Source organism: Monashia sp. NPDC004114 (assembly GCF_053603855.1).
Map to the genome: position 1 here is coordinate 85,980 of NZ_JBSGGK010000009.1, position 21,873 is coordinate 107,852.

Below are 21,873 nucleotides of genomic sequence, written 5' to 3' on the forward strand. Positions count from 1 at the left end.
GTGCTCCTTGATCACTCCCCCATGACCCCTGACTCCTCGGCCATCGGCTCATCGGCGAGCGGCCGGTCGACTTCCGAGTCGAGAGTCGCGGGCTCTCCGTTGGGTGACTCCCCGATCACGGCGTGGACCTCGATGCGGCGCGCGAGGCCCCGAAGCTCGACAGCGCCGAGCGACTGTGTGGTGAAGCGGTCGCCGAGAGCGCTGCGTACGCGTGGAGTGACAAGGATCTGACCCGCCTTCGCGGCGGAGCACAGACGCGCCGCTACGTTGGTCACCGTGCCGATGGCCGCGTAGTCCCAGCGCCCTTCAAACCCAACGCGTCCCAGCGTCGCGTAGCCCTGGGCGATGCCGACGCCGAAGCCCAGCTCGTGCCCGCGGCCCTTCCAGGTCTGACCCAGCGCTGCGACGCGCGTGCGCATCTCGAGGGCCATGCAGACGGCTTGCTGCGGTGCGTCCGGGCACGGCGCCGGGTCGTTGAAGAAGACCATGAGCCCGTCACCCGCGAAGTGTTCCAGCGTGCCTTCGTACTTGAAGACCAGCTCGCCAAGCGTTGCGTGGTACTCCCGGAGCACCGTCATGATCTCTTCGGGCTCCGACGTCTCGGCAAAGGCGGTGAAGCCACGGAGGTCCGTGAACACCGTGGTGATCTCACGGCGGTGGCTCTCGAGGAAGGAGTCGTCGCCCGACTCGACGATGAGGCCCGCGATCTGGGGCGACAGGAAGCGGCGGAGCCGACCAAGCCGCTCGAGGTCTGCGACCTGCTCCGTGACTCGCGACTCCAGCTGCGCGTTCCACGCCTCCAGCGCGCTCGCCTGCTCGACGACGGTGTCGTGCAGCCGTTTCATCCGCGCGAGGGAGCGGACCCGGGCAAGGAGCTCAGCCTGGTCGAACGGCTTGGTGATGAAGTCGTCAGCGCCGACTTCGAGAGCCCGGAGCCTCTGCTGCTCCCCGCTGGCAGTCACCATGACGACCGGCAGCATCGCGGTGCGCGGGTCGGCCTTGATGCGGGCGCACGTCTCGTAGCCGTCGATGCCAGGCATGAGCACGTCGAGCAGGACGACATCGACCGTGCTGCCCTGGAGCACCTCCAGGGCCTGCTCGCCGGATGACGCCGACAGGACTGCGAACCCGCGTGGCTCCAGGACCGCGTGCATGAGCTTGACGTTCTGCGGCACGTCGTCGACCACCAGCACCCTGACCCCTTGGGCCATCGAGATGCTCACGGTCCCGCGCCGTCATCCGGCAGGTGCCGGCGCACCTGAGTTGGGAAGTCACGCACGCTGATCGGCTTCTCGAGGTACCCGTCGAAGCCCGAGGAGATGACTCGCTCGCGGTCGCGAGCCATCGCGAAGGCTGTGAGCGCCACGACGGGGATGGCCGCGGTGGCGCGGTTGCCGCGGATCTGCGCCAGAGCGGCATACCCGTCGATACCGGGCAGCTGGATGTCCATCAGGATCAGGTCGGGCATGACGGATGCAGCAAGCGCCACGCCGTCCTCCCCCGAGCTGGCGACCGCGACGGTGAAGCCTGCGTACTCCAGGACATCGCGGGCGAGCTTGAGGTTGCGCGGGTTGTCCTCGACGACCAGGACGAGGGGTCGATCGGTCATGGGACACCACCCGCGTCGGGCTGGTCCGACTCACCGGCGGAGGCCACCTCGGCGAGCCGGCGGGCCAGGCTCGCGAGGTCGATCCCGGCCTTCTCGGCGACGAACGAGATCCGTCCTTCGAGGCGCGATCGATCCTCGGGCGTCAGCGACTTCGCGGTGAGCACGACGATGGGCGGCCCGGTCGTCGTCGCGTCAGAACGGAGCTCGTCGATGACGGCGAAGCCGTCGACGTCCGGCATGAGCAGGTCCATGATCACGACGGAGGGGGCGATCGCCCGAACGAGGTCGGCTGCGTCGAGCCCACCTGAGCAGGTGTGAACCGTCCACCCGAGGGGTTCGAGCGTGCTCCGCACGAGCTTGAGCGCCAGAGGATCGTCGTCGACCACGACGACACTTCTCCCCTCCGGCACACTGCCGCCGAGTGCCGCGGCTCTGGACTGCGTCAGCGCCCGGCTCACGGCTGCGAGCAGGTGCTCGCCGCGGACGGGCTTGACGAGGTATTCCGATGCGCCCAAGGCGAATCCGCGACCTCTCTCGGGTTCGACGCTGACGACGACCACAGGCACCGCTGCGGTGGTCGCGTCGGCCTTGAGCACGTCGAGCACTTCCCACCCCGTCATGCCGGGCAGGTGAATGTCCAGTACGACTGCGGCGGGTCCCAGCCGCCTCACGGCTTCGAGGCCGGCCTCGCCGGTGCCGACGCTGACGGCGTGGAGTCCCGCTGCGCGCAGGTGCAGCTCGACGAGCTCGGCCGATCGGGGGTCGTCCTCGATGACGACGACGGTGGGCCCGGTGTGCGACAGGTCGTCGGCCAGCCACGACGCGTCCTGCGACGAGGGCTCGTAAAGGGCTTGCGGGATCGTGAGGCCGAAGGTGCTGCCCTCGCCTGGGGCGCTGTGGACCCAGAGAGAACCCCCGTGCAGCTCGACGATGCGCTTGCTCAGCGTCAGACCTAGGCCTGTGCCCTCCGCCGTCGACGCCGAACGGCCACCCTGCTGGAACGAGTCGAAGATCCGGCTCTGGTCCTCGCGCTCGATGCCGATACCGGTGTCGGTGACCGTGACGGTGATGTCGCCCGCGTTTCGCACCGCGCGAACAGTGACCGAGCCTCCGTCCGGCGTGAACTTCACCGCGTTGCTGAGCAGGTTGACGATCACCTGCTTGAGCCGGAGCTCGTCAGCCCTGATCGAGCCGAGTCCGTCGGGAGTCTCGAGCGTGAGCTGGATCCCGTGGACCGACGCCCGCTCGCGCACGAGTGACAGCGCCTGGCCGAGGATGTCCAGGATCGGGAACGTCGTGACGTCCAGCTCCATGCGGCCGGCCTCGATCTTGGAAAGGTCGAGGATGTCGCCGAGGAGGGCGAGCAGGTGATGGCCCGCGGCATGGATGTCCCTGAGGTAGTCCTCCTGGCGCTCGTTGAGGTCGCCGAACATCCGCTCGAGGAGCACCTCGGAGAAGCCGATGACCGCATTGAGCGGGGTGCGCAGCTCGTGCGACATGCTCGCGAGGAACTCAGACTTGTGCTTGCTTGCCTCGGCCAGCTCGACGCTCTGCTGCTCCAGCTGCTGGTAGAGGCGCGCATTCGTCAGCGCCACCGCGGACTGGTTGCCGAAGGCGGCGAGCAGGTCGCAGGTCTCGCCACTGAACGAGCCGGTGCGCTTGCGGCGCACGACCAGAGCGCCCACCACGCGGTCGGGCCTGGTGAGCGGGATGGCGACCAGCGACTTCCAGCCCGACCCGTGCAGGACCCGCAGGTGTGCGTCGAGCTCGAACTGGTCCAGGTCCGGGATCTGGAGGACCTGCCGGGTTCGCGCCGCCCTGCCGACCCACGTGCGGTCGATGTGGATTTCCGCCGCATGGAGCGCCGTGACGACGTCCTGGCTGGTGCCGTAGACCGTCCGCACCCGAAAGAGCCCGCTCGACTCGTCGTACTCCATGAGGGACCCGCCGTCCGTGCCGGACAGCTCCACGGCGTGGGTCACGATCGTGGTCAGCACCTCGTCAGGCACGAGGGTCGAGGTGATCGCGGCGCCTACGTCGGCAAGTGCCTCGAGCTGGTCGACCTTGCGGGCGAGCTCGGCGGACCGGGTCTCGAGCGCCGCGAAGAGGTCGACGTGACGGAGGGCCAGGGCGGCCTGCTCGGCGAAGGTGGCGAGGAGCCGCTCGTCCACGTCGTCGAAGGGGGCGACCTGGTTGCGCCAGACCGAGATGGTCCCGACCACCTCGTCGCCCACGATCATCGGGGCGCCCATCATCGATCGGTACCCGCCCACCCGCTGGAAGTCGGACCGGCCGTACTCCGGGTCGGTGAGCACGTCAGGGATGTGCTGGATGGTGCGGTCGATGGACACCCGTCCCACGAGGGTCCCGCGGTCGCGCCTGAGCGGATGTGCCTGGACGAACTGGAGCAGCTCCTCGGACATCCCGCTCTGCCGGGCGAGGACATACGTCTCACCCTTGACGAGGTAGATCTGCGCGACTGCGGCGTCGAGGAGACGGCGGGCGTTGTCGACGACCGCGTCGAAGACGCGACTCGGCTCCGAGGAGGAGCTCGTCAACACCTTGAGGATGTCGCTCGTGGCTCGGAACTGCTCCTTGACCTGTGCAAGACGGGTTGCGAGCGCGGCCCTGCTCATCACGGCGACGCTGTCGTCACGGACCTCCTCGAACCCGACCATGCGAGTCCCCCATCACCTGTGTGAACGCTGGATGCGTCTCTCGAAGTCTGCTCCGGTCGTATGGACGGTGGTCCCGAAACACCGAATCCCCACAGGAGGGTGCGCAGCCGCCTGAGTCTGCGCTCGGAACCGCCTCGGCCGGAGTCGCACGTCGTGCGCGATCGTCAGCGCAGCGGGGCCGTGCGCGATCGTGAGCGCAGCAGCGCTCTGCGCGCGAGCGTCAGAGCAGCAGCGCTCTGGGCGCGATCGTCAGAGCAGCAGCGCAGTGTGCGCGATCGTCACAGCAGCGGCGCCTTGGCGCGGGAGGTGACCGTGATCGTGACGCTGCCGCCGAGGGACTCCAGGATCCAGCCGGTCATCGGCAGGGTTGCCGTGCCCTGCACAGTGACCACGGCTGTGGCCGGGTCTGCTGCCCCGGTCGGAGGGACGAGCGACCATCCGGTGATGCCGGGCGGCAGCGCTGTCTGCGACAGGTGCGCCGCTGCGGCCGCGCGCACCGAGGTGTCGGTGAGCGTGAGCTTCTGGGGCAGCCCGTGAGCGTAGGCCTCCGGCTCGTCCAGCGCATCGGCGGCATCGAGCGCCATCGAGTCGGCCGCGTCCAGCAGGTGCATCCGGGCCAGCTGCGCCGCGGTGACGTCGATCGTCCCGAGGACGAGCACGGCCACGAGCGCGAACAGCCCCAGGATGAGGATGCTGATCTCGCCGGTGTCGGCAGGGCTTGTGCGTCGCCACGTCCGAGCGCGCCAGCGCACGTGCTCGAGCGCAGCGGCATACCCGTGGACGTAGCGACGGTGAGAGCGGCTCACCGCGCCACGAACCTGTCGACGGTGGACACGCTCGTCGACGAGACCGTCACCGAGCTCGGGACCTGGTCAGCCACGACGTCTGGGACCAGGGGGAGCCGCACCGTGATGGTCGCCGTGGTAGTCACGACGCCCTCGGGCCGCAGGCATGGAGTGCTGTCGCACGACACGCTGATGCGGCCCTCGGACCCGAAGTCGAAGTCCGCGAACGCCAACGCGGCTGCTGCCTGCGCCCGGGCCCGCCCGTCACCATCGGAGGCCGCAGTCACGAAGGCGCGGCCCGCTTCACGTCCCGCCAGCGAGGCCGCAAACGACGCGGCCTGGACACGCGCCGCCGTCAGGACGAGGTACGTCATCGGGAGCAGGAGCAGCACCCCGAGAAACACGAACTCCAGGATCGCCCTCCCGTCGTCGGCTCGGCCGAGCGTGCCAGACCGACAGCGGATCGGGCGCCGGCGGCGCGCCATGGCCCTGGTCACGGCGCTGCACCCGCGATCTGGTCCTCGGCGAACGCCCGGCCGGTCACGGCGAGCGCCCCCGATGGTCCCAGCGGTCCGACGACGGGGAGCGGGGCTCGCACGGTGATCTCGACCGCACGCACGCCGGACTGCTCGAGCACACGGCCTGCACTGACCTGTCGGGCGTACTCCTCGCCGATCGACGACGTGATGAGTGCCTTCGTCCGGCTGACGCCGTCGGCGGGAGCTGCATCCGCGCGCGCGGCCAACCGGGCACCTTCTGACGCGGCCGAGACCAGGGTGTTCCGGACGTAGAGGGCGAGCCCGAGCTGGAAGATGGCGAGTGCCACGAACAACAGCAGAGCAGCAACCATGACGAACTCGGCGATGGCAGAGCCATTTTCGCGATGGTCTGCCGCGAGCCTGCTGGGGAAGCCTGGTCCGGCCCATCGGGCGGCTCCCTGTCCGATGGCCACCCGGCGCGCCGACCGCGAAGAGGTCGTCCTTCCTCGCCCTGGTGGTTGGGTCACGGCCCCTTGACGCTGGAGATCGCGTCGGTGAACAGCTGACCCAGCTGCGGCCCGGCGATCGCCCACAGCGCAGTGACGAGGCCGGCGGTCATGATCGTGATGAGGACCCATCCCGGCACGTCTCCACGATCGTCCCGCCCCCCGAGCCGAGCGACCGCCCGGACCGCCGAACGACGGGCACGTGTGTGTGAGCTGATGATTCGATTCATTGACTACCCCTGACTTGGTGTGACTACTGGATCGACTGGATGACGGTGTTGGGGCGCGCGGGCGGAGCCTCACATCGTGAAGTGGAGGAACCTGACGCCCGGATAGATCGCGAACAGGACGGTGACCGGCAGAGTGAGGAAGACGATCGGGACCATCATGAGGATCTCTTTGCGGCCACCCTGGGCCATCAGAGTGCGACGTCCCTCCTCACGCACGTCCTGAGCCTGGGCACGAAGGACCTCGGCCAGGGGTGTGCCGCGCTCGACGGCGACGATGATGCCGTCCACGAACCGAGTGAGGCTCACGAGACCAGTGCGGTCCGCGAGCCCTTGGAGGGCGGTGGGGAGGTTCGCCCCGGCTCTGGCGTCGGCAAGACATCGCCGCAGCTCGTCCGACAGCTCACCCCTGGACAGCCGAACAACCCTTTCGAGGGCGCCGACGGCCCCCTCACCTGCGCTGACCGCCAGCGCGAGGAGCTCTGCGACGGTGGGAAACTCGGTGAGCATTCGCGCTTCCCGCCGCCCGGCCTCGCGGGACAGGAGGACGTCCCTGCCGGTGACGCCCGCCAGAACGCCGCACATCGCCATCGCGGCCAGCACGGGAACGGGGAACCGGCGCTGGGCTACCGCGACCGCGCCCGTGAGGAGGAGGCCGAGGAGACCACCGAGAGTCCCCCAGAGGACTTGTTCGGCCCGGAACCGCTCGACGTCGGCGGAGCGGCCCGCACGCAGCTGCCGCCGCGCGACGGAGGCGCCGCCCCCCGTGAGGTAGTCGAGAAGCCGACCCGCGCGGGCCGCATACGGGGCCAGGAGCTCACCGAAGCCGAACGGCCCGCGGGGCGCCTCCGGACGGGTCAGCAGGGTCGAAGGACGTGGCGTGTCGCGCAGGTACGGCTCGAGCCGGTCGTCGAGGCTGATTCGTCCGCGAAGTGGGAGCCCGGCAAAGGCCAGCGCCGCGCCCGCCAAGAGCAGGACCCCGGCCGCCGCACCAGTCCACGACCATCTGGACCGCACCAGATCATCAAGGGCCACGAGGACATGCGTCACCGAAGCACCCGGCCCTCGTCGGGAAGCCGACCGATGGAGACCATGAGCCGGTAGGCCACGACGCTTGCTGCAGCCCCAGCCCCCAGCACACCCCATCCGGCGGGCGAGGAGTAGGCCGACAGAGCCTCACCGTTGAACGCCAGGAACCCCAGCACCACCCAGGGGGCACCCGCGGCGAGGCGTGCGGCATTCACCGTCCAGCTCTGCCGGGTCTCGAGCTCGGCCCGGGTGCGGGCGTCCTCGCGCAGAAACGCCGACAGTGTGCGAAGCAGACGCCCGAGGTCGCTCCCGCCCACTTCGCGCGCGATGCGCAGTGACTCGACGATGCGGTCGCCGACTGGATCGCTGAGACGCTCCTTGAGGCGGTCGAGCGAGTCCTGGAACCGCCCACTCGTGCGGTAGTCGTGGGCGAACGCCTGGAACGGTTCCCTCAGCTCAGCCGGCCCACGGACCGCGAGCTGTGACAACGCTTCTGGCAGGGCGAGTCCGGCGCGCACCCCAGACGTGATGTTGTCGACGACATCGGGCCAGAGGTCCCTGAGCTTGCGTCGACGCGAACGAGCCCGCATGCGCACCAACGACACCGGCAGCGAGCCGGCCATCACCGCGAAGGACAGGGCGACGGGGGGCACCCCGGTCATCGCCAGGAGCAGGAGATGTGTGACGGCGAACAGGACCGCCGAGCCCACCAGGACATTGCCCGGCGTCACCGAGGAGTAGCCGGCCTGATGCAGGTGGTCGCCCAGCTCGACCAGGAACCCATGCCGCGGCCTGCGCTGCGGGCTGAGAACGTCTGGTGTCCAGCACGACCAGTAGACGAGGAACGCTCCCGCGCCCAGAGTGAGACCAACCACCATCGGAGAGGTCACGAGACCCCCTGAGCGAGAAGCGTGGTCATGTCATAGCCGGCCCGGTCGAACGCCTCCCGATGGGGTGGAAAGCCATCGGCTCGACGAAGACGGCCTTCACGTGTCGTGAAGAGATCTGCCGTCTCGATGACGTCGCCTTCTGCCCGACCTGGCACCGCGACGATCTCGCGCACTCGCCGGACGCCGTCACGCTCCAGCGCGACGTGAATGACGATGTCGACCGCCGCCGCGACCGTCGGCACGACGAATCGGCTCGACACGTTCTCGCCCGCGAGCAGGGGCAGCGTGCACATCTTGGTCACCGCCTCCCTGGCGCTGTTGGCGTGGATGGTGCACATCCCGGGTATTCGACGGTTCGTTGAGTGCGCTACTGCAGCGCACCTAGCCAGCAGTCGGACGCCGCACGGGGCTAGGTGCGCTTCCCTGTGAGCACGGTGCCCCCGACTCGCAGAGCTACCTAGCAACCCGCCCGCCTGGCCCTAGGAGCACTGCATGTCTCACCCCGCACGCGCCGCCCTCTACCTCCGCCTGTCCGTCTCCAAGGACGACTCCACCTCCCTCACGGTCCAGGAGAAGGACCTCCGGGCACGCGCGGCCGCGGAGGGGTGGGAAGTCACACACGTCATCCGCGAGGACGGCCTCAGCGGGGCCAAGAACGCCGAGTCCACGGCCCGCGCGCTAGACCTCATCCGCCGCGGACACGCAGACGTCCTCCTGGTCTGGAAGTTCGACCGCTGGAGCCGCGCGGGCATCCCGGCCCTGGGCGAGCTGGTGAGGACGCTCCGCGAGGTCCCCTCCGCTCGCTTCGTCGCCCTCAAGGACGCCATCGACTCCGCGATGCCCTTCTGGGAGGTCATCGCCGCGGTTCTCGCCACCATCGCGGAGCAGGAGCGCGAGAACGTCCGTGCTCGGGTCCGCGCATCCATCGCGGAGCGCGTCTCCGTCGGGCGCTACACGGGCGGCACCGTCGCCTACGGCTACACGTCCGCGCCCCACCCCTCCGGTGTCGGCCGGACCCTCGTCCTGGACGACGAGGAGGCGCCTATGGTCCGCGAGGCCGCCGAGCGTGTCCTCTCCGGTGAGTCGGTCTACACGGTTGTCCGCGACTTCAACGACCGAGCCATCCCGACGCGGCGCCCCGTGCGCAAGAGCGGCCCGCGAGCTGGCCAGCGCACCACCTGGACCGTCCAGGCCCTCGCCCAGATCCTCACGTCGGATGCCGCGCTCGGCCGCGTGACCCACTCCGGCCGACTCGTCCGGGACCAGCAGACTGGCGAGCCCCTCCAGGCATGGCCCGCACTCCTGGAGGTCGAGGACGTCCACCGCCTCCGAGCTCGGCTCCAGTACGCCGAGAAGAAGGTTCGGGCCGACGGCAAGAGGACGCGGCGCGCCCGCTCCTCGCGTCTCCTGGCCGGACTCGCGACGTGCGGGGCGTGCGGTATGCCGCTATACGCTCGGAGCAACGGCCAAGGCACCGTCTCCTACGGGTGCTCGGCTCGCTCCAATGGTCGCCCGTGCCCCGGCGTCTCGGTGTCCGCGGAGCGCCTGGAGGAGCACGTCGCGGAGCGCTTCCTGGCCCAGGTCGGCGAGCACGAGATCTACGAGCGCCTGGAGGTCACGACTGAAGACGTGGACCTCGCGGAGGTCGAGCGTTCCATCGGCCAGGTTAAGGCCGACATGGACGACGACGACGCCGACCTACCCGCACTCGCCGCGCAGCTCGGAGCCCTCAAGGCTCGGCGTGCCGAGATCGCCTCGCGGCCCGCGCGGCCGACGGTCCGCCTCGTGCCGACCGGGGAGACCTACGCCGCCGCATGGGCGCGCCTCTCCGCCGCTGGGGACGTCGATGGCCTCCGGTCGCTCCTGGCGCCCAACCTGGCCGTCCTCTCGATCACCAAGGGCAGGAGGGGCGCCCATGGGCTCGACCCGTCCCGCGTCGTTCTGATCTCGCAGCCCGCCCACCCGAAGGGCGCTCGCGCCGACGAGGATGCGCGACCTGGCCGCCTCGTCGTCACCGCAGAGGGCGCCGCGTGATCCCCATCAGGCGCTGAGCGCCGCTCTGCCGCAACGAAACCGGCCCGCCCATCCCAGAGGTGCGGCGGGCCGTTTCATGCCCTCCTGAGGCAGAATGGCGGCCATGACGGACCAGTCGCGCACTTACACGCCCGCCGAGCTCCTGACCTACGCCCGTCGCATCGCGGCGAACTTCGGCCTTCCCGAACCGCAGACCGCCGAGGACGTCGAGCGCATCACCGGCTTCCCATACGACGGCCCGCCGCCCGTCGAGGAACGCTGAGCGCCTCTCTCCCGCAACGAAACCGGCCCGCCCACCCCAGAGGTGCGGCGGGCCGTTTCATGCCCTCCATGCGCCTCCTGGAGCGTCTCCTGGCGCGGTCAGTGGCCGAGCAACCGGCCGATCCTCGCAGACCTCCATGGCATGACCCCACTTCAAGCCCTTGTGGCCCACCACACCGACCCCGAGGAGCGCGCCGAGCTCCGCGCCGCGATGCTCACCACCGGCCGCCTGCGCTTCGCCGCGTATGACCGCGCCGTCGCCGAGGAGGAGGCCGCCCGAGCTGGCATCGTGAAGCGGTGCGGCGCGTGTGAGCGCCTCTTGCCCGCGTCGAGCTACGGCCGCAACGCCGCCCGGCCGGACGGGCTCCAGACTTGGTGCAAGCAGTGCCGCCGCGGCCCGAGGCGGCCCGCGGAGTGAGGCGGGGCGGAGCGTTTACACGCCCTGGCCTCCAGCTCCAGACGCGGGGAGGAGGCCGGAGGCTCAGAAACTCACCCTCAGGGTGGGATTTGCTGGGTTTTTCTAGGTTGGCCTTATAAGAACCTCCTCCTTATAAGGGCAACCTCAGAGAAGACGGGAAATCCCACCCTCAGGGTGAGTTTCCGGCCCCGACGCCGTCCCCGGCCGCCCTGGCCCTGCTCTCTCGCTCTGGATATGACGCGCGTCACACGATTCGGGACGCTCGGAGTGAGCAGAACTGCGAGCGCTCGCAGACCTACAAGTCACAGGGCCGTTCTGCCCTGATCCCCACCTCTCACCCACGAGCTTGCACAGCAAGCACCGGGGTAGTGACGCAAGGATCACCCCGGAGCGGTGTCCCTGATGCTCATGCGGAGCAGCCCGCGCGACGTGCCCTACTGGTAGCCCTCCTCGGAGGAGGGCACGTCGCGCGCCCTCCGCACGCGAACCCAACAGCTCCGGCGCCCTCCTATGTCAGGCGCCGGGGGACGTGAGCGACGGCCTGGCATCCGTCGATTCCTGGGAAGGTCTGCCCGCGGCCTCTGAGCGCCCCTCCTCCTCTTACCTGGATGCCGAGGAGGCCGAGCGCCGAGGCCGCGGGCGACTACCCGGACCTCCTCGCCCCGCCTCTCCGCGTCGTCGGCAGGTCCGCCGACGCTTCCCCTCCCCTCGTCGTCCTGGGCAGGCCCCACGGACGACATGCACCCCACGACGACCTCCGGTGAGCAAGCGCCCCGTGAGTGACCGTCGCCGCGAGTAGCGGAACCCTCACTCACCCGAAATCGCTTCTCACACAAGGAGTTCCACATGCCTACCTCGTTTGACGTCTCCCACGCCGCCACCGTCGCCGCCGAGGCGATCACCCTGGACATGGGTGTCGCCAACACCTTCCGCCGCGACTTCGACGCCGCGGTCTCCGGCGTCGCCAAGGGCCGCACGGTCGAATACCAGATCCCCGGCGTCGTCCAGGCCAGCGTCCGCAACATCGACGACGTCACCAACCCGGTGACCGTCGCCTCCCTGGAGGAGGGCGCGGTGCCGATCACGCTCACAGACCACATCTACAGCGTCGTGGCACTCTCGGAGGGCCAGGTCGCCCTGGACCTCAAGAGCTACGCCGCCCAGGTCCTCAACCCCCAGGCCGAGGGCGTCGCCTTCGACATTGAGTCCAAGGCCATCGCCGCGCTGGAGGCTGAGCCGCTGCGAACCGGCTACACCTACGACGCGACCAAGCCCAAGGCCCTCCTGGTCAAGCAGCGCGCCGCGCTCCGTGGCCGCGGTGTGGCCGACCACCAGGTCATCCACTTCGTGGTGGGCACGGGCATCTACGGGGACCTCATCAACGCCGACGCGCTCGACGGTGAGGGCCTCAAGGGTGTCCCGAACACGAAGGTCATCGAGTCCAACCGCGTCGCCGCGGACCGCTCCTACGCATACGTCTCCGACGCCTTCGTCACGCTCATCCGCGTCCCGGCGCCGATGGAGGGCGCGGGCATGAGCGCCGCGGGCAAGACCAAGGACGGCGACTTCGGCATCCGCTACCTCATGGACTACGACAGCAACGTCCTCGCGGAGCGCTCCGTGGTCTCCACCTTCGCCGAGGTCGCAGCTCTGCCCCTGGTCGTGAAGGCCGCAGGCGCCGACCGCGCCGCGGGCAAGGCCACGCTCATCGTGGGCGGTGGCGTCGAGGCCGTCGACACGGCGGCCTGAGCCACCCCCTCCTGACGCTCCCGGCTGCGTCGCTCAGCCCCTCCTCGCGCTCCCTCTCGGCGCGAGGAGGGGCCTCTCCTTGCCTCTTCGTCCGATCAATCGGAAGGTCCGCCCTCATGCACTGCGCCCGCTCCTCCTGCCCCTCACACATCGCCGACGACGCCCACGCGCGCCGCGCCTTCTGCACCGACGCTTGCCGAGCTCGCGCCCTCCGTGAGCGCCGCGCAGAGGGTCTCGCACTCCTGACCGCAAGCACCACCGCCATGGAGCGTGGCGACGTCCCTGAGTGGCGCCGCCTGGCCGACGCGGGCATGGCTGTCCTCCGGTCGCTCCCCTCCAAGCCCCTCGCCCCCGAGGTCCGCGAGCTCCTGGACGAGCTCGCCCAGGAGGCCCGCGCGTGAGCCTGGTGGAGTACGGCGCCCACGTCATCCACCACGCCCAGGACCCCACGGACCACGGCGTCCCCGCCGCCCTGCTCCCGCGTCGCCGGTGCAGCTCGTGCCAGCTCGCCAAGGCGCACACGGAGTTCCCCCGCCTGGAGGGCGGTGTGCTCGGCCGAGCTCAGCGATGCATCGCCTGCGCCGAGCTTCCAGGCCACCGCCTCCCGCGGATCTACCGCATCGGCGGAGGCAATGGCTTCTGCTTCACCGAGTCGCCCTCGGTGACCGCCGACGAGCTCTAACCCCTTCTCCCGCAACGCCATCCACCACGAGAGGACCCACATGCGCCCCGCCCCTCCTGGCACCGTCGACCCACTCAAGCGCCCCCTGGACCCCGTCTGGCGCCAGCGCTACATCAACGGCAGCGACCCCCTCGCCCGCTTCCGTGGCGGCCTCTCCCGCGCCGCATGGCGAGCCCTCACCAACGAGGACCGTGCCCGCGTCCTGGACACCACCGCCCCACTCCCGGAGGGCACCCCTCGCCCCGACCCAGCCATGCCCGCGCCCGCTCCGACCGCCGCGAGTTCGACCCGCACGACGTCCGTTCTCCTCTGCCACGGGTGCGGGACCTACTTCCCCACACGGCACGGCCGCCGACTTCTGGCCTGGTGCCGAACCACCGCCGCCTGCCAGCCCGGCACCGGCCGCGGTCGCCGCCGCAGTCGACGCCGCAAGGCCGAGCTGGCCGAGGCGACCGCTTGGGCTCACGTCTGAGCTCTGCGTCTGCTGTAACGCTGGCCTAGACATGCGCGATTGAATCTATGGAAGGCGCCGTCGGACCCCCGAGCGACGGCGCCTTTCGACGTGCTGCGACTCGCTATGCCGAGGGGTGGGGGAGGACCCTCCCCCCGCCCCACCCTCCTAGCTCTGTCGGCATAGCGCCTCGGATTCCGTACGGGTCTGGGAAATCGCCTCGCGGCACGTACGGATCCCCAGATTCCACCCTCAAAGGAGCCCTCACCCGATGCTTCCGCCTGACGTCCGCGTCGTCCCGACGCGCTATAACGGCCGCCCCGCCTTCCTGATGATCTGTCCGGCCGATCACCGCTACGTCCGGGACACCGAGGAGCTCGCCGAGGAGCTCGCAGTCCAGCACGCGAGCTGCGGGCGGCGAGCTCGCCGCGTGTAAACGCCCCTGGTCCATACCGTCCCGGTTCTTTCCCAGCGCATGGGACACCGTCCCGGACACCGTCCGCTCCCCACTGGACCAACTCACCCGGCCCCGTCCTCCGCATCCTGGAGGGCGGGGCCTTCGCCGTTGTGGGCGAAGTTGTCCGCGCCACTCGTTACGGCCTGGTGCCTCTTCGCCCGCAGCATCGCCCCCGTGTCGCTCAAGAGGTCCGCATGGTCCGCTATCAACTTCGCCTCGGACCATTGCTGAACGCGCCGCTCGACAATCTCTTGTGCCTTCGGCCCGTCGAATCCGAGCACCATGTGCCACCGCAGATCGAAGAGCAGCTTCGAAATATGGGTCGCCACCACCAACGCACCGCTCGTCGAGCGCAGCACATCACCGGTCCGACCGTGAGTGATCGCGTTGCGCAGCGTCTCGACGTCGTCCGCCCACCCCTTTCCGGCGAGCTCGGACACGACACCGCCCGTCTCCAGATCGGTACGACGTAACCGCGCGGCGAGCGACGGGACGTGAGCGGTCTGAACGCCACGCCGCGCAGCTCGCCGTCGGCCAGAGTTCATGCCCGCCTCCGAGAGGGCAGCGTCGATGATCTCGGCAGCCTCTCGCTGCCATTCCTCCGCCACCTCCTCATGGAGTCCAGTGTCCAAAGCCTCAACCGCCTGCACCGCGTTGAGAAAGCCCGTCTCCCGGCCGGGCAAGCGCTCAGAGCCCGCCTCCGCATAGCGCTCCAGCGCATATCTGTGATGGTCCGCCGAATGAAAGAAAGCGGGGACCTGCGAGTCCAGGTCAAAGTCGCTCATTCGATGACGGCATTGATTGGTTGCCAGCTCCGATGTCTCCGTCGTCGTCCCGTGGAAGCGGACCTTTAGCCACTCCCTTCGATACGCCCGGTCACCCTCGTCGGTTTCGACGACCCATGCCGTGTTCCGGACGGACAGGTCCCGCATGGGCGCCGCTCGCCCAGTCGCTGTCGTGATGAGGAGTTCCAGGGGCGAGAACCACTGATACTGCAGCTCATCTATCGGCAACGCCTCGTCGAGCTCTAGCTCAAGCTGACACCCCGAGGTAAGTCGAAAGGCGTCATCGTCTACTAGCTGTCGCCAAGTCGCGTCGTCCGTGATGGCGAGTGTCCCGCCGTCGCAGCCGATTGAACGCCGCCGTAAGCCCAGATGCTCAAATCGCGGAATCCATGGAGTCTCGCCCTCGTACACCGCGTCCCAAGACTTCCAACCGGCCCAGGCCGCCAAGTCCCGCAGCGTGAACCTGGCTTGATCGAATCGGAGCTCGTGCTCCGCGAGGAGGAGGTCGCCCTCAAGCGCCAGCCACGGCGAAACCTCAATCCGAGACGTATTGCCCAGGCCAGGCAGGGAGGTATGTGCCACGTGCGCCTGCAGTAGCGTCACGGCATCACCCATGACGTCGCCGTGGAGCATGGGCACGGTGCCACCCGCGAGTCCCCTCAGTTCCCCTAGGTTCTTCTGCAACAGCGCTCGCGCCCCGCCGTTCTCTTCGACCCAATAGAGACCATCGACCCTCACTTCCGGCTCCGCTGGCAACCACCAGTGCGCCGGTCGAGCCTTAGAAATCGGAATCTCGTTCATACGCCTTCCCTGTAGACGGCATCGGTCCAACCGGGCGGACCGGCGGACTCGCTGACGTCTGCCCAGATTCTCACGAGGGCTCACGAGCATCCCGTCAAACGCGCCTAGACTCGTCGCGTCCCCGTCCTCGTCGCCTCGCAGGGCCTCCGAGGGCGGGGACGCCTGGAACCGCCACCGAGACGTTCTCGGTTGCAGCACAAGGGAATCCGCGCCTATTGTCACCACGCGGCCCTGAGACGCGGGGCCACAATCGAGAGGCCCTGCGAAGCCATGTACCAGACCGACGCATTCATCCCGACCAGTCCTATCGTGAGGTCGACCGGCAGGGAGGACGCCGAGGAGGCCGAGGCCGCCCTCCTCCTCGCCCGGCTCCGCGCCCGCTCACGAGCGGCCCTCGCCGCCGTCATACGGACCCAGGAGGCCGCCGTGGATCTCGGCCCGATCGGACTCGTCGTGTCCGACGACGGCATGACGCACGCGGCGCCCGACGGCTCCATGGACTCACTCTGCGGCGCCACGGGTACGCCCCTCAGCGCACCAGCCCACGTCGATTCCATCCAGTGTGCCGAGTGCCTGGAGCTCCTGGCGCGCACCGCGGAGCACGTCCCAGACCCGCCTCTCACCTGAGCTGGCCCGCGTGTAAACGGCCCCGTCTCCCATTCCGGGAGGCGGGGTCTTGCGCTACTCCTGCTCCCCGAGCAGAAGCTCCGCACGCTCCGCGCGCGCCTTGCTGCGGTCCACCCTGCCCTCACACCACTTCACTAGCGGAGCGTTGCTCTCGCGTGGTGCCGCCAAGACTTGCGACAAGAAGGCCGAAGTCGTCCTCGCGCAACCGGAGGCGTTGAAGGCTCGATACGCGACGAACCGCCACTCGGTCCCCGCGTCGATCAGCTCGTTGTAGATCGGCTCTCGCAGCTCCGCGGGTGGGTGGACCGCCCAGTCTCGATACTTGAAGATCTCCCGCACCGTCGCTCGGAGCGCCTTCCCTCCGGCGTTGCTGACGCGGAACGTGCGCCGAATCGACTCCGAGACGCGCTTATGCCGCGCGGTCCCGGCCGCAGCCCACTCCTTCTCCAGCGACTCGATCCCCGGCACGCAATCACGGATGCAGGAGAAGAAGTTGTCCAGAGCGAACGCTGCGGCGCAGATGCTCACCATGCCAGCCGTGCACTCTTCGACCAGGAGCGCGCCCTTACGGTCCTCGTCCATCCCAGGATCCGCGGCGAGCTCAGCCCTGAGCTTCTCGCGCGCATCGCGAGCGAGCACCGCGTGGTCTATTGCGACGTCGAGCCACATGGGCCAGACGTCGAGCAGCACTTCGAACGTCATGGGTGATGCGTCCGGAGTTCCATCGAGACCCACGGTGAGGCTGATCCCAGACAGACGGACGGTCATGCCCTCCGAGATGAAGACGCCCGGCACGATGGCCCCCTGTCACTCCGGCTCCGCTTCCGGTCGAGTATCGCCCGAGCCACGCCCCACCGTGACAAGCCACGCGGTGGCGACCGTGTACCGTACCTAGCACCGTCTGGCATGCCGCTGTTGAGGGCGATGAGCAGGTCGAGGCTCTCCTCCTGCCTCACCTCACCGACGATGATCCGGGACGGCCTCATCCGTAACGCCTCCTTGACCAGCCGGCGCAGCGGCACCTCGCCGGTGCCTTCGAGGCTCGGCTGGCGGCACTGCATCGACGCGACGTCACGCTGGGCGATCTTCAGCTCGAACACCTCCTCACACGTAATGACGCGCTCGCGCGGGGGCAGCGCGGCGGCGAGACAGTTCAGCAGCGTCGTCTTGCCTGCCTGCGTGCCGCCTGCGACAAGGATGTTGAGACCGCTCGCGGCTGCGGCATCGAGAAAGACCGCTGCCTGGCGGGTGAGGGTGCCGAGCCGGACCAGGTCGTCGAGACGGTCGGCCTTGACGACGAACTTGCGGATGTTGACCTGCCAGTGGGCGCGGCTGATGTCAGGGATGACGACGTGCAGCCGGGACCCGTCGGCAAGCGTCGCGTCGACGAACGGACTGCTGAGGTCGACGCGTCGCCCACTGCTCTTGAGCATTCGCTCGACGAGGTCACGCACGTCATCGGCGGTGAGAATGGTCGAGGTCAGCTCGGGGACGCCTCCACGTGCGACGAACACCTTGCTCGGCTCGTTGATCCAGATCTCCTCGACGGCAGGGTCGTCGAAGTACTGCTGAAGCGGGCCGTACCCGGCGACGACAGCGAGCACGGATTCGATTGCAGCCTTGGGGTCCCCGAGCGCAGGCATCCCGCCGTGGAGTGAGCGCTGGTCGTAGTCCGCGACGACCTCCTCGACCAGGTGCCGCACCGCCAGGGCGTCGGTGGCCGGATCGAAGCCAGACCGGCGGATGAGCTCACGCACCTCGCCTTCGACCTGGCTCACGGCCTGCTCAGTGGACATCCGCACCCCTGCTTCTGGTGACCCTCGGCCGAGGACGCTCAACCGACCGATCTGACCCGAAGGAACCTAGCGCAAACGCAGGCAATTGCGTGGGAATTGTCCACACCAGAGCGCAGCATGTGGAAACACAGTCACTACAAGGACAGCGCCTGTGGATGAGGCGAGCGAGCCGGTGACCGGCTGGGGTGGGATGGGCTCCCGGCCCCGCCACGTCAGCGGGGTTGCCCCAGCGATCCGAGGACGCACCCGCAGCCACCAGGAGGTAGCCGTGCAGCTCCGACTCACCGTGCTCGACCCGGCTGACCCGGCCAACGCGTCCTTGGAGATCGCCGTCGAGGCGCCAATCGACACGCCGTTCGGGCGTATCCGCCCCCAGCTGGAGTCCTTCACCCACGCGTCGACGTTCTGGGCCGACGGCCGCCCGTTGAAGGACACGGCTCTGCTGGGCCGTGAGCCCCTCGTGCGCGGCGTCACGATCAGAGCAGGTGGCGCACCCGACAGCTCAGCCCCGGCGGCCTCGACCGGCGTGGTGGAGCTCAGCGTCGTCGGTGGCCACGGAGCGGGCCGTACTTTCCAGCTGCGGCGGGGAGACCACGTGGTCGGGCGCGCTACGTCGGCGAGCGTCTGCCTCGATGACCCCGGCGTCTCGCGAGCGCACGCTGTCATCTCCGTCGGCCCGGACGCGGTCGCCATCCGAGACCTGGAGCCGACCAACCGTTCGAGCTTGGACGACGACCTCGTGCCCGAGGCGGGGGCCATCCTGAAGTCGTCATCGAGACTTCGTGTCGGGTCGACGACCCTTTCACTCGCCACGGAGCCCCGCGACGCGGGACACCATCGAGTCGCAGACGGACGGATCCAGGTGCACCGCCCGCCACGTTTCACGCAGCAGCCGGCTCCCGTGGAGATCCGCTTCCCTCGGGAGCCCCCGCGCCCGGACGCCTCTCGGGCGCCCATGCTCGCCGCACTCGCGCCCTTGGTGCTGTCGGCCGGCCTGGCTCTGGCGCTCTCGTCGCCGGCCATGCTGCTCTTCGCCCTTGTTTCTCCGGTCCTGCTCCTAGGCCAGTGGTGGAGCGACCGACGGGCCGGACGCTCGTCGTACCGACGGCTCATGCGGGATCACCGTCAGGAGCTGGAGACCGCGCGTGCCGCAGTGAGGTCCGCGGTGCTGGCCGAGGCTCGACAACGCCGTTCGGAGCAGCCAGACCTTGCAGCCGGGACGGCGGCGGTGCGGTGTCGAACCGCCGAGCTCTGGCAACGACGTCCGGGCGACGCGGACTTCCTGGTCTTGCGGATAGGCACAGCACGACAAAGGGCCCGGATCATGATCGACGGCGCGCCGGAAGAACCGGTTCCGGACGTCGATGACGTTCCGATCGCCGTCGATCTCCCGCGAGCGGGAGTCCTCGGCCTCGCGGGACAACGCGAAGCCGTCCTGTCCATGGTCGGCGCCATGATCGCGCAGCTCGCGGCATGGCACAGTCCACGGGATGTTCACCTCCGTGTCCTCGCTGCCTCCAGGTGCAACGCTCAGGACTGGACCTGGGCGGCCTACCTGCCGCACGCGGCTTCAAGCGACGGCGGAACAGCGGAGGTGCCGGCGCCCGGCGAGCGAACGTTCGCGGACGCGATCACCCACCTGGCTGCCCAGGTCGCGGCTCGGCAGGATGGCTCGGCGACGATGACGCACATCCCCGACCGGACGGTGCTCGTCCTCGACGGTGCGGGCGAACTGTCCGCAACCCCCGCGCTGGCCGAGCTGCTGGCCGGCGGCCCGGCAGCCGGGATACTCGTCCTCTGCATCGACCGGCAACGCGACGCCCTGCCGACCCAGGCCGCAGCCGTCGTCGAGCTCGCCGGCTCGGGCGCCACGGCCCTGTTGCGCACCCAGGAGCACGCCGTCGAGGGCATCATCCCGGACCTGCCGACGACCAGCTGGCTCCACGGGTTCGCCCGCCTTGCGGCGCCCCTCGTCGACCCCACACCGCGAGTCGGCACCGCAGCCATGCCCGACGTCGTCTCGTTCCGCGAGCTCCACGCAGAGTCGGGCCTGGATGTCACGACGTGCGACGGGATCATCGCCTCGTGGGCCTCGAGCCAGGGTCGGTCCAGCGCGTTGGTCGGCCGAACGGGCGACGGCCCCCATGAGATCGACCTCGTGCGCGACGGCCCGCACGCCTTGGTGGGCGGCACCACGGGTGCGGGCAAGTCCGAGCTGCTCCGTGCCCTTGTCGCCGGTCTGGCCGTTCGCTCCCGTCCCGACGACCTCACGTTCGTGCTCGTCGACTACAAGGGAGGGTCAGCCTTCGGTGAGTGCGCCGCGCTTCCGCATGTCCTCGGTGTCGTGACCGACCTCGACGAGGCGCTCACGAGACGTGCGCTCACGTCCCTCGACGCGGAGCTCCGTCGCCGCGAACGACTCCTCGCCCGCGCCGGCGCCAGTGACTACGCCGAGTATGCCGACGCGCCAGATGTATGCCGTTCCCGCCCGCGGCTCGCCCGCCTCGTCATTGTCGTTGACGAGTTCAAGATGCTGTCCGACGAGCTACCGGACTTCGTCTCGGGGCTGGTCCGGATCGCGACGGTGGGTCGGTCGCTCGGCCTTCATCTCGTCCTGGCGACGCAACGGCCCGCCGGTGCAGTGAGCGCCGACATGAGGGCGAACGTCGCGCTGCGCATCGCTCTGCGGATGCGGGACGGTGCGGACAGCAGTGATGTGATCGAGGCACCGGACGCGGCCTCGATCGGCGACCGGGCTCCGGGTCGGGCACTGGTCCGCGGCGGCGACGGCCGGCTCGTCGCCCTGCAGACCGCATACGTCAGTGGTCGGTTCGATGCGGGCGGGACCATAGGTGACGCGCCGGTCCGCGTGCGCGTCGTCGGCCAGTGCGGCCCCGCCCCTGACGGCGAGCCTCGCCCCGCCCCTGACGGCGAACGTCGCCCCGCGCGTGACGGCGAACATCGAAGCTACCCTCATCCGGCCGGGACCGAGCTGGGCGCCGTCGTGCGAGCGGCGCGAGAAGCCGCAGACAAGATTGGCGTCACGATCCCCGAGTCACCTTGGCTCCCAGCACTTCCCGACGTCATCGGCGCTGATCACCTCCCATCAGCCGATGGCTGGGCCGTTCCGCTCGGCCTGGCCGACGACCCGGCGCAGCAGCGGCAGGTCGTGCACGCCTGGGACCTGGACCACGGCAGCCTTGGTCTGGCTGGAGGCCCGCGAACGGGCCGATCCACAGCCCTGGTCTCCATAGCCCTGAGGCTCGCCGGACGGTATGCCGTCGACGACCTGCATATCCACGTCCTCCAGGGGTCACCCGGGCCATGCACCGCGCTGGCGCGCCTGCCACACGCGGGAGCCGTGGTAGACGGGTCAGACCCCGCCCTCGTGCGGCGCGTCGTCCAGCGGCTGGCATCGGACGAGGGCGACACGAACGCCCGGCGACGGACGCTGGTCCTCGTCGACGGCTGGGACGCGCTCGAGCACTCCGTCAGCACCATCGACCACGGGGTCGCGCTCGAGGAGCTGTACCACCTCGTCCGCGACGGTGGCCGCAGCGGCCTCCGATTCGCGATCACCGGCGGACGCTCCATGCTCTAGGGTCGGCT

General features: G+C 69.4%; 22 protein-coding genes and 1 pseudogene. 10 read left to right on the plus strand and 13 right to left on the minus strand.

All coding sequences use genetic code 11. The features are described 5' to 3' along the window. Nucleotides 1-11: 11 nt before the first annotated feature. From ACWEOW_RS13320 to ACWEOW_RS13365, 10 genes and pseudogenes are all read right to left on the minus strand, one after another. A complete protein-coding gene (locus tag ACWEOW_RS13320; protein ID WP_452269686.1) occupies nt 12-1,223 on the minus strand; it encodes a response regulator in 1,212 nt (403 codons plus the stop codon). Next, nucleotides 1,220-1,609, minus strand: coding sequence for a response regulator (locus ACWEOW_RS13325; RefSeq protein ID WP_452269687.1), 390 nt, complete (start codon nt 1,607-1,609; stop codon nt 1,220-1,222). The genes ACWEOW_RS13320 and ACWEOW_RS13325 overlap by 4 nt, the downstream gene beginning before the upstream one ends. Continuing rightward, nucleotides 1,606-4,287, minus strand: a complete 2,682-nt coding sequence (locus ACWEOW_RS13330) for a GAF domain-containing protein (RefSeq protein ID WP_452269688.1) — start codon at nt 4,285-4,287, stop codon at nt 1,606-1,608. The genes ACWEOW_RS13325 and ACWEOW_RS13330 overlap by 4 nt, the downstream gene beginning before the upstream one ends. Nucleotides 4,288-4,565: 278 nt before the next feature. Beyond that, complete coding sequence (locus tag ACWEOW_RS13335) at nt 4,566-5,093, minus strand: pilus assembly protein TadG-related protein (RefSeq protein WP_452269689.1); 528 nt, start codon at nt 5,091-5,093, stop codon at nt 4,566-4,568. Continuing rightward, on the minus strand, nt 5,090-5,569 hold the full coding sequence (locus tag ACWEOW_RS13340; RefSeq protein ID WP_452269690.1) for a pilus assembly protein: 480 nt from the start codon (nt 5,567-5,569) through the stop codon (nt 5,090-5,092). The genes ACWEOW_RS13335 and ACWEOW_RS13340 overlap by 4 nt, the downstream gene beginning before the upstream one ends. Then, nucleotides 5,566-5,937: a TadE/TadG family type IV pilus assembly protein gene (locus tag ACWEOW_RS13345; RefSeq protein WP_452269796.1), complete on the minus strand. Its 372-nt coding sequence runs from the start codon at nt 5,935-5,937 to the stop codon at nt 5,566-5,568. The genes ACWEOW_RS13340 and ACWEOW_RS13345 overlap by 4 nt, the downstream gene beginning before the upstream one ends. A 137-nt stretch (nt 5,938-6,074) precedes the next feature. After that, entirely contained in the window at nt 6,075-6,287 is a 213-nt protein-coding gene (locus tag ACWEOW_RS13350; protein WP_452269691.1) for a hypothetical protein, read from the minus strand. 69 nt (nt 6,288-6,356) lie between these two features. Further along, nucleotides 6,357-7,334, minus strand: coding sequence for a type II secretion system F family protein (locus ACWEOW_RS13355; protein WP_452269692.1), 978 nt, complete (start codon nt 7,332-7,334; stop codon nt 6,357-6,359). Next, a complete protein-coding gene (locus tag ACWEOW_RS13360; protein WP_452269797.1) occupies nt 7,331-8,191 on the minus strand; it encodes a type II secretion system F family protein in 861 nt (286 codons plus the stop codon). The genes ACWEOW_RS13355 and ACWEOW_RS13360 overlap by 4 nt, the downstream gene beginning before the upstream one ends. An 8-nt stretch (nt 8,192-8,199) precedes the next feature. Further along, nucleotides 8,200-8,559 (minus strand): annotated as a pseudogene (locus tag ACWEOW_RS13365) (CpaF family protein); the annotation flags it as partial. Between the two features lie 136 nt (nt 8,560-8,695). Between ACWEOW_RS13365 and ACWEOW_RS13370 the strand changes: the two are divergent. The 8 genes from ACWEOW_RS13370 to ACWEOW_RS13405 all read left to right on the plus strand — a co-directional run bounded on the left by ACWEOW_RS13370 (nt 8,696) and on the right by ACWEOW_RS13405 (nt 14,234). Continuing rightward, the gene (locus ACWEOW_RS13370; RefSeq protein ID WP_452269693.1) at nt 8,696-10,237 is read left to right on the plus strand and encodes a recombinase family protein; all 1,542 of its coding nucleotides are present in this window, start codon (nt 8,696-8,698) and stop codon (nt 10,235-10,237) included. 103 nt (nt 10,238-10,340) lie between these two features. Beyond that, complete coding sequence (locus ACWEOW_RS13375; RefSeq protein WP_452269694.1) at nt 10,341-10,499, plus strand: hypothetical protein; 159 nt, start codon at nt 10,341-10,343, stop codon at nt 10,497-10,499. Nucleotides 10,500-10,640: 141 nt separating this feature from the next. Continuing rightward, nucleotides 10,641-10,916, plus strand: coding sequence for a hypothetical protein (locus ACWEOW_RS13380; protein ID WP_452269695.1), 276 nt, complete (start codon nt 10,641-10,643; stop codon nt 10,914-10,916). An 846-nt stretch (nt 10,917-11,762) separates the two neighbouring features. Further along, the gene (locus tag ACWEOW_RS13385; protein WP_452269696.1) at nt 11,763-12,665 is read left to right on the plus strand and encodes a hypothetical protein; all 903 of its coding nucleotides are present in this window, start codon (nt 11,763-11,765) and stop codon (nt 12,663-12,665) included. A gap of 116 nt (nt 12,666-12,781) precedes the next feature. Beyond that, nucleotides 12,782-13,066, plus strand: coding sequence for a hypothetical protein (locus ACWEOW_RS13390; protein ID WP_452269697.1), 285 nt, complete (start codon nt 12,782-12,784; stop codon nt 13,064-13,066). Further along, entirely contained in the window at nt 13,063-13,347 is a 285-nt protein-coding gene (locus ACWEOW_RS13395; RefSeq protein WP_452269698.1) for a hypothetical protein, read from the plus strand. Before ACWEOW_RS13390 ends, ACWEOW_RS13395 begins: the two co-directional genes overlap by 4 nt. Before the next feature lie 40 nt (nt 13,348-13,387). Further along, nucleotides 13,388-13,819 carry a hypothetical protein gene (locus ACWEOW_RS13400; protein ID WP_452269699.1) on the plus strand — a complete coding sequence of 144 codons (432 nt, stop codon included), beginning with the start codon at nt 13,388-13,390 and terminating at the stop codon, nt 13,817-13,819. 250 nt (nt 13,820-14,069) lie between these two features. Continuing rightward, nucleotides 14,070-14,234: a hypothetical protein gene (locus ACWEOW_RS13405; RefSeq protein ID WP_452269700.1), complete on the plus strand. Its 165-nt coding sequence runs from the start codon at nt 14,070-14,072 to the stop codon at nt 14,232-14,234. An 83-nt stretch (nt 14,235-14,317) separates the two neighbouring features. Here ACWEOW_RS13405 and ACWEOW_RS13410 read toward each other — a convergent pair whose 3' ends face one another. Then, nucleotides 14,318-15,841 carry an ApeA N-terminal domain 1-containing protein gene (locus tag ACWEOW_RS13410; protein ID WP_452269701.1) on the minus strand — a complete coding sequence of 508 codons (1,524 nt, stop codon included), beginning with the start codon at nt 15,839-15,841 and terminating at the stop codon, nt 14,318-14,320. Between the two features lie 309 nt (nt 15,842-16,150). On the opposite strand from ACWEOW_RS13410, the gene ACWEOW_RS13415 reads away from it, so the two are divergent. Next, nucleotides 16,151-16,468, plus strand: a complete 318-nt coding sequence (locus tag ACWEOW_RS13415; RefSeq protein WP_452269702.1) for a hypothetical protein — start codon at nt 16,151-16,153, stop codon at nt 16,466-16,468. Nucleotides 16,469-16,522: 54 nt separating this feature from the next. On the opposite strand, the gene ACWEOW_RS13420 is transcribed toward ACWEOW_RS13415, so the two are convergent. Both ACWEOW_RS13420 and ACWEOW_RS13425 read right to left on the minus strand, forming a co-directional pair. Next, nucleotides 16,523-17,158 (minus strand): hypothetical protein, encoded by a 636-nt coding sequence (locus tag ACWEOW_RS13420; protein ID WP_452269703.1) that lies wholly within the window; start codon nt 17,156-17,158, stop codon nt 16,523-16,525. A gap of 74 nt (nt 17,159-17,232) precedes the next feature. Continuing rightward, a complete protein-coding gene (locus tag ACWEOW_RS13425; RefSeq protein ID WP_452269704.1) occupies nt 17,233-18,264 on the minus strand; it encodes a CpaF family protein in 1,032 nt (343 codons plus the stop codon). Between the two features lie 268 nt (nt 18,265-18,532). Between ACWEOW_RS13425 and ACWEOW_RS13430 the strand changes: the two genes are divergently transcribed. Next, a complete protein-coding gene (locus tag ACWEOW_RS13430) occupies nt 18,533-21,865 on the plus strand; it encodes an FtsK/SpoIIIE domain-containing protein (RefSeq protein WP_452269705.1) in 3,333 nt (1,110 codons plus the stop codon). Nucleotides 21,866-21,873 lie beyond the last annotated feature (8 nt).

Excerpts from the sequence above, each read along its gene's own strand:
- ACWEOW_RS13325 (WP_452269687.1), bottom strand. The coding sequence starts at position 1,609 with ATGACCGATCGACCCCTCGTCCTGGTCGTCGAGGACAACCCGCGCAAC.
- ACWEOW_RS13330 (WP_452269688.1), bottom strand. The coding sequence starts at position 4,287 with ATGGTCGGGTTCGAGGAGGTCCGTGACGACAGCGTCGCCGTGATGAGC.
- ACWEOW_RS13350 (WP_452269691.1), bottom strand. The coding sequence starts at position 6,287 with ATGAATCGAATCATCAGCTCACACACACGTGCCCGTCGTTCGGCGGTC.
- ACWEOW_RS13360 (WP_452269797.1), bottom strand. The coding sequence starts at position 8,191 with ATGGTGGTTGGTCTCACTCTGGGCGCGGGAGCGTTCCTCGTCTACTGG.
- ACWEOW_RS13370 (WP_452269693.1), top strand. The coding sequence starts at position 8,696 with ATGTCTCACCCCGCACGCGCCGCCCTCTACCTCCGCCTGTCCGTCTCC.
- ACWEOW_RS13375 (WP_452269694.1), top strand. The coding sequence starts at position 10,341 with ATGACGGACCAGTCGCGCACTTACACGCCCGCCGAGCTCCTGACCTAC.
- ACWEOW_RS13380 (WP_452269695.1), top strand. The coding sequence starts at position 10,641 with ATGACCCCACTTCAAGCCCTTGTGGCCCACCACACCGACCCCGAGGAG.
- ACWEOW_RS13385 (WP_452269696.1), top strand. The coding sequence starts at position 11,763 with ATGCCTACCTCGTTTGACGTCTCCCACGCCGCCACCGTCGCCGCCGAG.
- ACWEOW_RS13390 (WP_452269697.1), top strand. The coding sequence starts at position 12,782 with ATGCACTGCGCCCGCTCCTCCTGCCCCTCACACATCGCCGACGACGCC.
- ACWEOW_RS13400 (WP_452269699.1), top strand. The coding sequence starts at position 13,388 with ATGCGCCCCGCCCCTCCTGGCACCGTCGACCCACTCAAGCGCCCCCTG.
- ACWEOW_RS13405 (WP_452269700.1), top strand. The coding sequence starts at position 14,070 with ATGCTTCCGCCTGACGTCCGCGTCGTCCCGACGCGCTATAACGGCCGC.
- ACWEOW_RS13410 (WP_452269701.1), bottom strand. The coding sequence starts at position 15,841 with ATGAACGAGATTCCGATTTCTAAGGCTCGACCGGCGCACTGGTGGTTG.
- ACWEOW_RS13425 (WP_452269704.1), bottom strand. The coding sequence starts at position 18,264 with ATGTCCACTGAGCAGGCCGTGAGCCAGGTCGAAGGCGAGGTGCGTGAG.